The sequence below is a fragment of the Janthinobacterium sp. 64 genome, from assembly GCF_002813325.1.
Classification (GTDB): Bacteria; Pseudomonadota; Gammaproteobacteria; order Burkholderiales; family Burkholderiaceae_D; genus Janthinobacterium.
The window spans coordinates 1,516,435-1,530,438 of record NZ_PHUG01000001.1 but is presented as its reverse complement, the minus strand read 5'-3'; the positions used below and the strand labels follow the sequence as shown (position 1 = coordinate 1,530,438).

At 57.8% G+C, this 14,004-nt stretch carries 12 protein-coding genes; 5 read left to right on the top strand and 7 right to left on the bottom strand.

Annotated features, from left to right (window positions below):
- The first annotated feature begins 73 nt into the window (after positions 1-73).
- The 4 genes from CLU91_RS06660 to CLU91_RS06645 all read left to right on the top strand — a co-directional run bounded on the left by CLU91_RS06660 (position 74) and on the right by CLU91_RS06645 (position 3,110).
- Positions 74-643 (top strand): TetR/AcrR family transcriptional regulator, encoded by a 570-nt coding sequence (locus tag CLU91_RS06660; protein ID WP_100873527.1) that lies wholly within the window; start codon positions 74-76, stop codon positions 641-643.
- A gap of 65 nt (positions 644-708) precedes the next feature.
- Positions 709-2,349, top strand: coding sequence for a SulP family inorganic anion transporter (locus CLU91_RS06655; protein ID WP_100873526.1), 1,641 nt, complete (start codon positions 709-711; stop codon positions 2,347-2,349).
- Positions 2,346-2,735: an Imm1 family immunity protein gene (locus tag CLU91_RS06650; protein ID WP_100873525.1), complete on the top strand. Its 390-nt coding sequence runs from the start codon at positions 2,346-2,348 to the stop codon at positions 2,733-2,735. The genes CLU91_RS06655 and CLU91_RS06650 overlap by 4 nt, the downstream gene beginning before the upstream one ends.
- A 192-nt stretch (positions 2,736-2,927) precedes the next feature.
- On the top strand, positions 2,928-3,110 hold the full coding sequence (locus tag CLU91_RS06645; RefSeq protein ID WP_100873524.1) for a hypothetical protein: 183 nt from the start codon (positions 2,928-2,930) through the stop codon (positions 3,108-3,110).
- 4 nt (positions 3,111-3,114) lie between these two features.
- Here CLU91_RS06645 and CLU91_RS06640 read toward each other — a convergent pair whose 3' ends face one another.
- The 7 genes from CLU91_RS06640 to tssF form a co-directional block, all read right to left on the bottom strand.
- The gene (locus CLU91_RS06640; RefSeq protein ID WP_100873523.1) at positions 3,115-3,594 is read right to left on the bottom strand and encodes a GNAT family N-acetyltransferase; all 480 of its coding nucleotides are present in this window, start codon (positions 3,592-3,594) and stop codon (positions 3,115-3,117) included.
- A 72-nt stretch (positions 3,595-3,666) separates the two neighbouring features.
- Positions 3,667-4,782, bottom strand: coding sequence for a T6SS immunity protein Tli4 family protein (locus CLU91_RS28430; protein ID WP_232730650.1), 1,116 nt, complete (start codon positions 4,780-4,782; stop codon positions 3,667-3,669).
- A gap of 2 nt (positions 4,783-4,784) precedes the next feature.
- The gene (locus CLU91_RS06625) at positions 4,785-6,713 is read right to left on the bottom strand and encodes an esterase/lipase family protein (protein WP_100873520.1); all 1,929 of its coding nucleotides are present in this window, start codon (positions 6,711-6,713) and stop codon (positions 4,785-4,787) included.
- Positions 6,710-9,307 (bottom strand): type VI secretion system Vgr family protein, encoded by a 2,598-nt coding sequence (locus tag CLU91_RS06620; protein ID WP_100873519.1) that lies wholly within the window; start codon positions 9,305-9,307, stop codon positions 6,710-6,712. Before CLU91_RS06620 ends, CLU91_RS06625 begins: the two co-directional genes overlap by 4 nt.
- Before the next feature lie 12 nt (positions 9,308-9,319).
- Positions 9,320-9,607 carry a PAAR domain-containing protein gene (locus CLU91_RS06615; RefSeq protein ID WP_442906417.1) on the bottom strand — a complete coding sequence of 96 codons (288 nt, stop codon included), beginning with the start codon at positions 9,605-9,607 and terminating at the stop codon, positions 9,320-9,322.
- Complete coding sequence (gene tssG / locus CLU91_RS06610; RefSeq protein WP_157814630.1) at positions 9,604-10,593, bottom strand: type VI secretion system baseplate subunit TssG; 990 nt, start codon at positions 10,591-10,593, stop codon at positions 9,604-9,606. Before tssG ends, CLU91_RS06615 begins: the two co-directional genes overlap by 4 nt.
- Positions 10,593-12,398 (bottom strand): type VI secretion system baseplate subunit TssF, encoded by a 1,806-nt coding sequence (tssF, locus tag CLU91_RS06605; protein ID WP_100873516.1) that lies wholly within the window; start codon positions 12,396-12,398, stop codon positions 10,593-10,595. The genes tssG and tssF overlap by 1 nt, the downstream gene beginning before the upstream one ends.
- 160 nt (positions 12,399-12,558) lie before the next feature.
- Between tssF and tssK the strand changes: the two genes are divergently transcribed.
- Positions 12,559-13,917: a type VI secretion system baseplate subunit TssK gene (gene tssK / locus CLU91_RS06600; RefSeq protein ID WP_232730649.1), complete on the top strand. Its 1,359-nt coding sequence runs from the start codon at positions 12,559-12,561 to the stop codon at positions 13,915-13,917.
- The last annotated feature ends 87 nt before the right edge of the window (positions 13,918-14,004 follow it).

Below are 14,004 nucleotides of genomic sequence, written 5' to 3'. Positions count from 1 at the left end.
GTGCGCTTGCTAACAGAGTGGCGCAAACAGGTGTAAAATTATATGATGATTGACATCATAGTGGGAGGGCAGCATGAAGGTAAGCAGGGAGCAGGCGGCGCTGAACCGCGAGCGCATCGTTGACGTGGCGGCCAGATTGTTCCGCGAAAAAGGTTATGACGGCATCGGCGTGGCCGACCTGATGAAAAACGCGGGCCTCACGCATGGCGGCTTCTATGGCCATTTCGCGTCCAAGGAAGACTTGATGATCGAGGCGTGCCAGCATGCCTTGAACAAGTCGCTGGACGGCTGGCGGGCGAAAGTTGCCAGCGATCCGCAGCGGGCGCTGCCGGCCATTATCGAGAACTATCTGACCACCCGGCACCGCGACCAGCCCGGCGGCGGCTGCCCGGCGGCGGCCATGGGCGTCGACGTGGCGCGCATGTCGCCTGGCGCGCGTCCCGCGTTTACGCAGGCCACGCAGCAGCAGTTCGCCTTGCTGCAGGGATTGCTGCCCGACGGCGCACCGGAAGAGCAGCGCCAGCAGGCGATCGCCACGTTTGCCGCCATGGTGGGTGCCATCGTGCTGGCCCGTTCCGTCGATGACGAAGCCCTGTCGGCGGAAATCCTCGACGCCGTGAAGGCGCAATTGTTGCCAGACTGAGCAATCCCTCTGTCAGCCGGCCGCGTCGCATGATAGGCTTCGGGTTTCAGATTTCGGGATCATCCATGCTGCTCTGGCTCAGGCAATACCGGCGTCCTCTGTTGGCCGGAGACATCACTGCCGGTATCGTCGTCGCCATGATGATGGTGCCGCAAGGCATGGCTTACGCGCTGGTGGCCGGCTTGCCGCCCGTGGTGGGCATCTATGCCAGCATCTTGCCGCCCGTGTTGTACGCCTTGTTCGGCAGCAGCATGACTCAATCGGTGGGCCCGATGGCCATCGTTTCCCTGATGACGGCCGCCGCCCTGGCGCCGCTGGCCGATCCTGGCTCCTCCCTGTATATCGTCCTGGCCGCCCAGCTGGCTTTCATCAGCGGCCTGGTCCTGCTGCTGTGCGGCGTGCTGCGGCTGGGCTTCATGGCCAGTTTTTTGTCGCGTCCCGTGATCAGCGGCTTCAGCAATGGCGCCGCGATCCTGATCATCTGGGGGCAGATCACGCCGCTGCTGGGCGCCACCTGGCCCCACTGGCACACGCCCAGCCTCGTGTTGGGACTGTCCGGCCTGCTGTTCCTGTGGCTGGCCAAGCGCTATCTGTCGCGCTTGTTGCAGCGCTGCGGCCTGAACAAGGTGGCGGCCGATGTGGGCGCGCGCCTGGCGCCGATGGCGCTGGTGCTGGCCGGCATCGCGCTCGTCGCCTATGGTGGCCTGGAAGCGATGGGCGTGCAGACGACGGGCCATGTGCCCAGCGGTTTGCCGGGCCTGAACCTGGCTACCTCCGGCGCCCATTGGCGCACCTTGCTGTCGCCGGCGCTCTTGATCGCCTTCATCATCTTTTTGATGAGCATGTCCGCCGCCCAGACCCTGGCGCAAAAACGCGGTGAAAAGCTGCACACGAACCGCGAATTGCTGGGCCTGGGTGCCGCCAACGTGGCCAGCGCGCTGTCGGGCGGCTTTCCCGTCACCGGTTCCATCTCGCGCTCGGCCGTCAATTTCCAGGCGGGCGCCAATACCCCCTTGGCCAGCATCATCACGGCGGGCTTGCTGGCGCTGGCGCTGGTGGCGCCCACGGGCTGGCTGGCCCTGCTGCCGCTGCCGGTCCTGGCGGCCACCATCATCTTTGCAGTGTCCAGCCTGCTGGACTGGGATACCCTGAAACTGTCGTGGCGCTACGACCGCAGCGATGCGCTGGCCCTGCTGGCGACCACGGCCGGCGTGCTGGTGCTGGGCGTGGAAGCGGGCGTGGTGATCGGCGTGCTGCTGTCGATGGGCACCCTGATCTGGCGCGCCAGCCGCCCGCATATCGCCGTGCTGGGCCGTATCCCGAATAGCGAGCACTTCCGCAACGTGGAGCGCTATGAAGCACAAACCTTGCCGGACGTCTTGCTGCTGCGCATCGATGCGGGCCTGTTCTTCGGCAACGTCGAAGCCGTCACCGAGCGCGTGGAAGACGAATTGCGCGGCCATCCGACGGCGCGCCACCTGGTGCTGGTGTTGTCGGCCGTCAACCAGATCGACAGCACGGCCTTGCTGGGCTTGATCGAGCTCAACAGCACGCTGAGCAAGCGCGGCATCAGCCTGAACCTGGCCGAAGTGAAGGGCCCCGTGATGGACCGCCTGCGCCAGAGCAGCCTGCTGCAAGACCTCAGCGGCAAGCTCTACCTGAGCACGGCGCTGGCCATGGATGATTTGAGCGGAGAAAAAGCATGACGATGGAACTGAATCTGCATGGCGAGCCGCGTGTGGTCGATAGCGTGCCCGCGCTGGAGCAGACGCTGCTGGACGCGCGTGCGCTGGCCCAGTGCGAGCTGTGGCTGACCCTGGCGACGGAGGCGGAGCAGGGCCCGGCCCTGTGCATGCTGCGCAATGGCGGCAACGCCTGGCTCATGTATCTGTCGGGTCAGGACGAGCTGAGCTTTCACTCTTTGGGCGACGAGGAGGAAACGGGGGAATGCAGCTACCTGCTGTCCAATGGCCAGGTGGATGTGTATCCGGAAGCGTGGTGCGTGGATGTGGAACAATGCCAGCAGGCTTGCATCGCGTTTTTCAAAACAGGCGGCGCGCGGCCGGCCGGCATCGCGTGGGAAGCGGATTGAGATGCTGCAAACCACGCAAACCATCACATGGTGACGGGCTGGTGCGGGCCGGAGTTACGGGTCTGGGACGGGGTAGGGGAAAACCGTGCATCCTGAAAAAATCAAACAGGTGACCCAGTTGCCGGCGCAGCAGCGCCAGCGTCGCGGCGCCTGCCGACCTGCTTGCCGACCTGCGAGAGGAAACCAGACTATATGAATAATATGAATAATCAGGAAGAACGCCTCGATGCCTGGTACGACGGCTCGGCCATCTGCCTGATCGCCGTCGGCGCGCAGGGCGACCCGCTGGACCTGGGCGACGATGAAGTGCGCGCCCTGATCGCGAAACTGCAGCAATGCCTGGCCGAGTCCGAAGCTGCTGCGACAGACGATTGACGGCTCAGGCGGCCGCCAGCACCTTTTCCATCGCTACGCTGGCCAGGCTGATGCCGCTGGGATGCGCATACGTTTCCTCGCGCAAGGCCGTAAAGCCGGCCGCCGCGTAAAACGGCACGGCATTGAGCGACGCGGACAGGTGCAGGCGAGCAATGCTGCGCCCGCGTGCCAGCTGCTCCAGCGCCGCCAGCAGCCGCTTGCCGATGCCCAGGCCCGCACGGGCCGGATCGACGAACACGGCATCGACTTCGTGTTTATCTATATCCAGCATGGCGTAGCCGGCAATGGCCTCGTCCTGCATCGCCACGATGCCGCCACCGGCAGCCAGCATGGCGGCATACGCTGGCGGTACAGGCGAGGCCGTCCACACAGTAATTTGCTCCGGCGCATAATGCGTTGCGCAACCGACGCGCACGGCCACCGTGCGCAGGGCCCACAGGGCGTCGATGTCAAGGAGCAGGGCGGGGCGCAGGGTGATGGGCATGGAGGCTTTCCAGGCAAAAGGAGCATGCTAGCGCAATGGCTGGCATGGCGCCAGCCTGAGCTTATCCAGCCGTCACTGCACCGGCTTGTCCGGATCGATGTAGTACGAGCCCGGCGGCGCACCCGGCACTTTCACCCGGAACTTCAAGCCGGACAGCAGCTTGTCCCACAAGGCGATGGCCTCTTCGTCCGTCAGCGACGCGGCTTCGGCGGCGCCGACCATGTTGTGGGCGACTTTGGTGTACATATGCGCCTCCAGCACAGATGGATTCGCGATGTCTTTCGGTTTGCCTACAAATGCCCATTCAAAATCATGGACGCCATCGGTACGCCGTATCAACGATTCCTCGCCTTTCCAGTGCTGGACGTTGCGTTTGCCCTCGCGCAGCAAGGTGCGCTTGGGATAGTGATTGCCTTGCATTTTTTTTGCGTCTTGTATGCGACTGAGTAGTGATAGTTCTCCACGCAACCTTGATTCAAATTCTGTCGGCGGGTAGTCACCGTATGCATCCTTATTTGAACTGATGGAGAAAGTAACATCTGGCAAGCTGGGTAAAAAAATACCTACGTCGTCTATTTCTTGATATTTATACTGATTTTCACTTATGAATCCATGCTCTACGCAAAGGCCAGGCGTGACCGGAATTTCTTCAGTAGCACGCAAACGCAGATTTTTTGCTTGAAGGAATTGTCTTTCCGCTGTTGCTCTTTCGGTGTCACCATTATCTACTGCGTCGCCTATGGCAAATATGAAATTCCCTTTGTTAACTAAGGTTCGATAAATTATGAAATTGTCTTCTTTGGCTGATCTGCTATTGTAATATCGAAGTTGCCAACTGTTTTCTATTGGTCCATTTCCATTATAAATAATTTCAGGGGAAATATTTAAAGATCGTATTTTTTTTAAGTCAATTTCTGCTTGATGTTTTAGAGATTCAGGTCCTCCTTTAAATAGTTCAACTTCAGAATTTCCGATTATTAACTCTGCCTCGTTTGGTAGATTTAATAAATATCTTCCAAAGCAAAGTTTTTTTGTTTTTTGAAATAAATTTTCTATTTTTTTTATTGGTATTGTGTTTGTATGCATTTTATTTTCCTCATGTTTTTTACTTAAAATTGTTTCATTTGCCATTATCCTTGACGGTAGTGCAATTATCGCAATAATGAGAATTTTTTTATAATTTAACATGTTCATTCCCATTCTGCTTTTTTGGCAATTTGCACAATTGAATAGAGCATAGATGCCAGGACATGTGGATGAGAGTAGCTATTTTGATGTTCATATCCATTTTCAGATTTGGCGCCATGGGAAAATTTTTCCCCAGGTATGTGTTTTGCTGAGCGATCCGATGGGACAGTTTCATCGCCAGTAGAATTTGGTGGTTGTAATTTTAGTTTCAAAACACGTGTTCCAGCTTGTACAGTAAGGTTGCCTTTTGCATCGTCAGTCAATAGCTGCCACTTATTTGGTGATGGTATAATTTTTTCCGAGTCGGATGAGTTTTTAATTTCCAAACCCTCGGTAACTTTGAAAGTGATTTCTCCATAGCTTAAGAATTCTTTTGAGGCACAATAGCTTGCATATGTATTTGGATGAAATATTTTTTCTATTTCTTTTAATAATTCTGATGCATCTTTCAATCGTCGCATGACATTGTTGATGCCGCCCCCTTTTTTTGGCGGAATATTTGCAGGGTTCACCCAGGAAGGATTTATCATCCTCCACCAAGCATTCGCAGGTTGTAAGTAGATACTTTCTAGCGCACTATCCTTACCTCGTGGCCAGCTCCAAAGTAATTTATCTGTTGCATCAACAACCTTGATCCATTCTTGACCATATGCCATGCTTGGCAACATTTCTAATGGTGCAGGTGCATTTGCGAGAATTGCGGTGGCGTGTTGGCCATCAATGCCAAAAATTTTGGCTTCGAGAGTATTAATTGGGCCACTCTTTTCCTTAAAGCCGAAACGCATGCGTTTGTATGCACTGGCAGCCCCTAAGGTAGGCATCACATTATGATATATTCCAAGTATTTTTACACTTTTATCATTAAGCATATTTCCATATCTCGGATGCATTAAGGCTCGGGCGAGCAGACCTCCCATGCTATGTGTGACGAGAATGACCTCACTGCATTTGAAGCCGCATTTCTGATAGCCTATTACTATGCCGCGTATGCGTTTGGCAATAGTAATAGCGGTAATGGCATTGCTCTGTAAAAAGTTGTATCCCAATGCATGGACCGGATACCAGCATGGAGAAATCTTGACCATGTCAGAATTGTTAATTGGTATTCCGGAGGAGCCACCAAATTCTTTTGGATCTTTTATAAGAAGCTTGGCCACAGACGGATAGGCTTGTTGGCCATATGAATATCTGCCAGTGAATTGATCGGACGGGTCAATTTTCCAGTGAGGTAAAACTTGCCCTTTTTTTGTTATATTGTTCATGAAAAATTCTGTTTTTTGAAGCATTTCGCCATACGCGCCGGCGAAAAGAACTTCACTCCATCCACGCCACCGTGCAATATGTGCTGGCGTTTCACGTATTTCACGGGGAATGAATTTTCCCGCTACACCAGGTTTCTGAATTGCATCTACCTGAGAATTTTTTTTAGGACTAATAGAAATCAATGGAGGAACACCAAGAAAATCGTCAGGGACGTTGTTATGACGGGCGTCAGATCCTTTGGTTACGTCTCCACCAGGGAAGAAGCGCTCATTTTCGATAGAATATTGATAGTACTCAACTTCAGTTTCATTTGGATCAAAGACCAATTGTCGATCTCTGGGGGATGCTCCCTTAAACCAACCACCTAAACCACTACCGGTTGCAACCGCCAAATTACCAGATTTGTCGACCATGTCATCTGGTCTCCATGATCTGTTATCCGGTCGCTTCAGATCGTCTTGACGTTGTTTTGTCATTCTTAAATTGCTACCCATAACGCCGGGTAAAAATATAATCGGTATGATTTTTCTGGGTGGAATCGTGACGTCATGACGAATCGTATCTTCTATTTCCGTCATATGAACCGTGTATTCAGCCCACCCACCAACAGTCTGCCGAAACTCGCCTTGGTGATTGCCGTGTTCATTCAAGTCGTTATCATCACTCATGGCAGTTCTCCCTTGTAACGTATCGTATAGCTGTCCATGCCATCTCCTTTTTGTAATGGCGTCAGCCCGTCAGCACCGCTTTTTTCGCTAATAATGTTGCCGTCGTCACGTATGAGTTCAAAGGCGATATCGGGTGCAGGTTTTCCGTCCACATCCAGCAAGCGGACGGCCTGATCAAAACGCGCTACTGGCCTCTCATTAAATTCCTGCGACACGCTCTTCGGCGCCAGGGTTTCCAGGTTGCCGTTGAAGAGTACGGGGGATGAGGTGAAGAACTGCACCTTGTCGCTGATTTCCAGCATGTGGTTGGCGCCGTGCAGGCGTATGCCTTTCTTGCCCTTGATGTTGACCCAGTCCGCTTCGCTGATCAGCGACAGCACTTTCCGGGCGAGGATTTCTACCTCGTCGCTGTGGGCCTCGATGGACACCTTGCCGCTGGCGGCGATCAGTTTCATGCCGGCCTTGTGCACGAACAGGCTGAAGGTTTTGGCAATGCTGGCAAACATGCTGTCGCCGCTGGCGAGTGAAATATGCTTGCTGCTGCTGAGCGCCACATGCTCGCTGGCGGCCAGGTGGATGGACTGGGCAGTGCTCAGCTCGATGCCTGCCGGACTGGCCAGCAGCAGATGCGCTTCGGACAGTTCCGGGAAATCGCCGCCGGCGCCCTTGATGGCAGTGTTTTGCCGCTGGATGGAAGCGGCCACGGCGCCCTGTTGTGCGGCGCTGTCTTGCGCACCCGCGTCGACGGCCATGCCGGCCAAGCCTTGCTGCAGTTGGCGTGCCTGCGCCAGGCGGGCCTGTGTTTCGTCGAGTTGCTTGACGGAGCCACCGCCTGCAGGCGTTTCGGTGGTGATCAGCATGCCCTTGGCTGCGCGCAGGGCGCCCCAGGCATTGCTGGCCAATTCAAAGCCCACACCGCGCGCTTCCTTGCGGCCTGCATGGTCGTCGATGCGGGTGATGTTGCCCAACGAAAGCCGGCTATCCTGGTGCTCGCTGCGCAACTGTGCCTGGATCGCCCCCTTGGTATCGTCGAGCACGAGATGGTTGGCGCTGCGGGCGCCCAGTTCGCGGCTGCGCAAGCCGGACAGGGCACGCTGCTGCGGCAATTGCCATGGCGGCGGATTGGCGCTGTTGTAGACCACGCCGATGACGATGGGATGGTCGATATTGCCGTCCTGGAATTGCACGACGACTTCCTGGCCTACACGGGGCAAGGCGATCTGTCCCATTTGCGGGCCTGCCATCGGCATCATGACTCGTATCCATGGCGAGCTGCGCTCATCGAATGTCCCCAGGCGGTCCCAGTGAAATTGCAGGCGGATGCGTCCCAGGGCATCGGTATGGATTTCCTCCCCGGCCGGCCCGACCACCAGCGCCGTCTGCACGCCGGCAACGATGCATGGCGTGCTGTTGTAGCTGCGGCCCGGGCGCCAGCGGATATCCCTGCGTACGCACAGCATATTGTTGACATAGTGGGAAGGTGCGTTCGGGCCGACCTGATAATTATTGCTGGCGCTATGCTCGACTGACAGGATCAGGTACTCGCGTTCGGCAATACTGTCAGGGCGCTCCTCGCCAGGCTGATAGCGTTTTTCCTCGGCGCTGAAATGCCCATCGAGCCGGAAGCAAAGGCCAGGCTGTGCGCCACGGTGATTGCCGGCCGCCTCGAAATACTGGCGCAGATGGTCGCTTTCTTCCATGCGGCGCTGCGCCAGAGCTTTCCCCTCATCGACATTCTTGTAGCCATAGGCGCCCGTGTTTTCGTACAGTTCGTGGGCAAATACATCGCCCTGGCGATTCAGGGAGTAGCCGCTGGCAAGGCGTGGCTGCGGATTTTTATAGTCGAAACTGGCCAAGGTCAGCTGCCCGGAGCCGATCCGGCGCACGGCTTGCCACTGTTGCAGGCCATCGTCTTCCATGGAACCCGACTCGGAGTGGAAACGCATGGCGCCGTCGCCGGATGCCGTGGCGACCATGTCCGCCAGGGTGCTGTTGTCTGCGAGCCACAGCGTATGGCCATCGGCGCGGTGTTCGTACCAGTAATGCCAGCCCAGCGCCTCCCAGCGCCGGTGCAGGTGGTTGTAGTCGGTTTCATTGTGCTGATTGGCGCAGGTGATTTGCGGGTCGTCGCCATGGATGCTGGTTTTCCAGTCGCGCTGCCCGTAGTGCGCAAACGTTGTTTCGGTCAGCTGCATCACGCTTTGGCCATGAAACGACACATTGTCCTGGCGCAGCCGGGCGAAGGCCAGCCACGGTTGCAGCACCATGCGGTACCACGCAAAGCCGCCATCGGCGCGCAGCAGGCAAAACTCGCCCACATAGCCGTTAAAGTAGCGCAGCGTGCCATCGTCGCGCAGCATGGAAATGCTCACCATGCGGCCCATCATGGCCTTGAGCGCAATATGCGCGTCATCGGACAGCAATTCGGCTTCGAAATGGAAGTCGCGCGATACCTCTTCCCTGGCGGTGAGCGAATTGACCAGCAGGATGGCGCCGGCTGGCCCATCTTCATGGGGGAACTCGATCTTCAGCAGGCGCCGCTCTTGTGCGGCGAGGTCGAAGGCCGAGAGTGCCGCCTGGGTGCTTGCATGCATGGCCTGCCTCCGTTATAGCGATGTGATCAGGTGGGCGCCGCAGGCGGTGGCATCGCCGTCATAGGCGTAGGCCTTGCCGCTGTGTTTTGCGCCGGCGCCGTCCGGCGTGATGGGAAAGCTGCCCTTGCACTTGGGGCAGAAGGTGGTGTCATCGGCCAGCGCCGCCGTCTTCCCCATCACGGTAGTGCCGGACGATGCGCTGGTGACCTTGCCGCCGTGATCGGTTGCGTCTCCAAGCCGGATGACGCCGCGTCCCGCATGTTTCATGTTTGCCTCGCTTTCCAGGGAAGAATTGCTCAAGCCAGTGGCAGCAGATAAGGCACTTCGGCGCCGCCTGCCTTGCCTTGTGCGGTTTGCAAGAACGTCGTCCAGCCAAGGCGCTGTCTTTCTGACGGGTTGGCGCTCAGGAGCAGGGGCGTAATGCATGGCGGACTCAGTATCAGCCGCACTTCATATTGCAAGTCCTGCACGCCAAACAGCGCCAGCATCTTTGCCAGGGCCGCCGCACCTGCGCTGCGCGGCAGGAAACGTTGCAGGCCAGCGGGATCGAGCGGCCCGATATGCAGGCAGAGGCGCATGTCGTGGCGCCACAGCCGCAGGCCCAGCGTTGCGCCGCGCGCCAGGGTAAAGTTGACGCCGCCTAGCAGGCTGCGCCGGTTTTTTTCCAGATAGTCCCAGCCGCCGACAAATTGTTGCACGGTGACGGGGACGCCGCAGTATTCGGCCAGCACGGGGCCAATCGCTTGCGCGGAGACGGGGCGGCAGCGCAGCAGACCCGCGTACCAGGCCGCGACGTCCTGCGTCACGGCATCCGGTTCGGCCCTCGGCGGCAGTGCAGTGCGCCGCACGCCGGCCAGTGCCAGCAGCAAAGGCAATTGTGCGTCTGTTGCCTGGGTCTGCAGCGTCGATTCCAGCCGATACTTTTCCCACGCCTGGTAATACAGCGTGAGCATGCGGTGCGAAAAGATATCGAGAAAGGCCGAGACGCCGGCATCCTTGCTCGACAAGCGGTAGGCGGCGATGCGGTCCGAGTGGTGCAAGGGCAAAGTGCCGCCGACGCCCAGAAAACGCATGAAAGTCGGCGTCAGGGTCAGCTGTTCATTGTCGGCCAGCGAGAGCTGTTCGATTTCACTGGCGGGAAAACTCAAGGACAAGCTGTTCTTGAAGCGCAATACCTGGCCGAAGGCTTGCGCATGGGACACGTTCTGCCGACGTAGCCAGCACAGCAGAATACGCACCGCCTGGATGAACTGGTAGCGGTAGGGCTCGGCCAGCAAGTCGTGCATCACACCAGATTCTGCAGTCCGCTTCTTGGTTTGCATCGGATCAGCTCCTCTCCGCTTTGCCCTGACAGCACCACCAGTTCGATGAAACTGTTGATTTGCACATACAGCCCAAGGAAGTGATCGATCACCTGCACAAACAAGTGCATGCCGCTGCCGACGAACGCTTCCTCGTCCAGCGTGATGCGCACTTCCACGCCATGCGCCAGCGAGGTGCCGCGCTTGTGCCGCAGCCATGCCGTGGTCGGCGAATGCGCCAGCGCGACGATGCCGCCGATCTGGCGTTGCGAGCTTGCCGATTGGGACAGGTCGTACAGCGTCAGCATTTCGCGCAGCGCCGGCAGGCCCTCCTGGACCAGCGCGTGATGATTCAGCACCAGGTGCGAAATGAGGCGCCAGTGCAGGCCCGCACCCGGCGAAAAGCGGCGCGGCTGGCTGGGGCGTCGCAGCATGTGCAGCGCGGGTCCGCCGCCGCACGGTTGCAAGTCTCCTTGCGGCTGGCCGTACTTGAGCGACAGCGGAAGATCGCGGTTGCTGCAGGTCAGCGACAGCGACAAGCTGGCTTTTTCGTTGATCAAGGGATTGAAGTCGCTATCGACCAGCGTGATTTTCTTTTCGTGACCCGGGCTTTTGATGGCCAATGCCGTATCGTGGCGCATGACCCAGTAATGGCCTTGTTGCGCCGTGCCTTCGCCATGGCGCAGGCTGTACAGCGGGCGAAATTCGCTCAGCGTGCTTTCGCCTCCCCGTTGGCGCAACAAACGCACCGCATCGACGGAGACGACTTCATAGCCATGCGCATGGGTAGCATGGGCCAGCACGGAGTAGTCGGTTTTCTGCCGGGTGACGGTGATCGGCACGCCTTCCTGGCGGAAGAGATTGACCGCCGGACTGCAGCCCAGCCGCAAGTTGTCGCTGGAAATGCTGGACAACATGCGCGCCGTCGCGGAATCGGGCCGCAAACCCGCCATGCACAGATGCAGGGTAAAGCGCCGGCAAGCAGGCGGCAGGGCCGCACTCAGCGCCGCCATATCGATGTCAAAGAAATTGAATTTTTCCGGATACGCAAAATACTCGCTCAGCACGCGGTAGGCGGGCTGCGAACGCGCACCGAAAGGTAGCAAGGCATCCGTGTCGGCGAAGCCGACGGGCGTCACAGGCACGGCGGGCAAGGCCATCCATTCCAGCGCGTCGATCGACACGAAAGCGCAGACTGTCTGCATGAACAAGGCATCGCGCAATGCGGCGGAAAAAGACGCTTCGCCATCGATGAAAACGCGCAGCGATGCGGGCGCCGCGTCGAGATGCCGGATGCCGATGTTCAGCGAGGAAGTCGCTGATGCAGGCAGGCGTACGCCTGGCGGCGCCTTGATCATGGCGTCAAAAGCCGCGCTGTCGAGTGCCGATGCGCCTGTCGTCAGGGCGTAGACCGTCTTGAAGCGACAGCGCACGCCGCGCACGGGCGTTGCGTCCATTTCACTGCCGGCCGGCAGGTGCAATCTGCCCGCTCCGGCCGCCGGGGCGGGCTGGTGCACGATGCTGCACGATGGAAAGGGCCGCAGATAATGCGGGAACAGGGCTTCGAACAAGGCTTCGGTAAATTGCGGATAGTCGTCATCGAGACGCTTCGAGATGCGTGCCGCCAGCATGGCCACCGATTCGATCAGGTGTTCGACGTGCGGATCTTCGCAAGACTCGCCGGACATGTGCAGTTTTCCGGCGACTCTCGGATAACGTTCGGCAAACTCACGGCAATGTCGCCGCAGCATCACCAGCTCGCGCTCGAAATACGGCAGCAAATCCTCCATCTCTTTTCCTGTGTCTTTGCGGCGGAATGGCCAGTATCCGAGCGTTTTCTAAAAGGCAAATTGCGTTTGCGCAAATAATTGAACAGGGTGCTGCGCAACATCAAGGGCTTTCAAGCTAACAACATCAGACTGGCAAGGCAGCAAGATTCCAACGCTCACCATGGAGAACGCCATGACATTGCCATCCAAATTACTGTGGTCCGAAGGCCTGGCCATCGGTCCCCAGCAATTCCAGCAGCTGGACCGCTACCATGAAGCGCGCCTGCAACGACTGGCCTCGTTGATTAATCCCCATTTATGGGGCGTGCATGGCGTCAGCTGGAATGCGGATGCACTGGCCAACAATAGCCTGCGGGCGGACGCCATGTCGCTGGTCTTTCAGGATGGCGAGCTGTTTGAGGCGCCGCTTGGCGATGTATTGCCCAGTGCCGTTGACCTGTCCAAGCTGCCGTCCAGCGAACATAGCTTTACTTTTTATGCCGCGCTACCGGCGCTGCAGGCACATGGCGGCAATGTGAGCTCCGCAGGCGCGCGCTATGTCCAGGCGGATGTCGAAACCCCGGATCTGTACAGCGAGGCAGTCAGCATCGAGGTGGCTTATTTGAAGAAGCGCGTGTATCTGCTGTCGCAACTGGAGCCCCTGAATGATTACCTTGCCATCCCGGTGATTCGTCTGTACCGCGCCGGCAACGGCGGCTTCGAAGTCGATACTTCCTTCATTCCACCCGGCCTGACCATCAGCGCCGAGTCTTCGCTGCAGAAAATGCTCGAGTCGCTGATCGACCGCATGGGCGCGAAAATTGAAGCGCTGTACAGCCGCCACCGCCAGCCCGGTAACCATACGGTGGAATTTCATGGCGGCGATGTTTCCTCGTTCTGGATGCTCAATACCTTGAGCACGGCCAGCGCCACGCTCAGTCATTGCGCCAGTTACCGGCGCCACCATCCCGTGTATTTGTTTGAAAAATTGATGGCATTGGCCGGTGGCTTGATGACGTTTTCGAAAAAATACACACTGAGCGACCTGCCGGCTTATTCTCATGATGACGCGGCTCCCGGTTTCGGCAAGCTCGATGGCATCATTCGCGACTTGATCGATACGGTGCTCCTGTCGCGTTACTTCCCGATTGCGCTGTCCAACGACGCGCAACAAAACACCCACTATCACGGCTTGCTCGACGCCAAGCGGATTGACCGTCAGACCGAACTCTGTCTTGCGGTAAACGCCGATATGCCGGCGCTGGAACTGGTCGCCACGGTGCCGCTGCAGTTCAAGATTTCATCTCCGGACAATATCGACCTGTTACTGGGCCGGGCACTTCCGGGTGCCGAGTTGCGTCATATGGCCCAGGTTCCTGCTGAAGTGCCGGTGCGGCCGAACACATATTATTTTTCCATCGATGGCAAGGGCAGTATTTATGACAGCATGATCAAGGCCCAGGCGATTGCGATTTATGTGCCGTCCGGCATAAAAGGGCTGAAGCTGGAATTGTTCGGTATTAGCGGCACCGCGGCGTAACGAGCGGGCGGATTGTCAAAAGATTGCCCTAAGGAATGGACTTGTCCCTGCAGTTGACGTTATCATGTTTTTGTAAGTGTCGGTGGC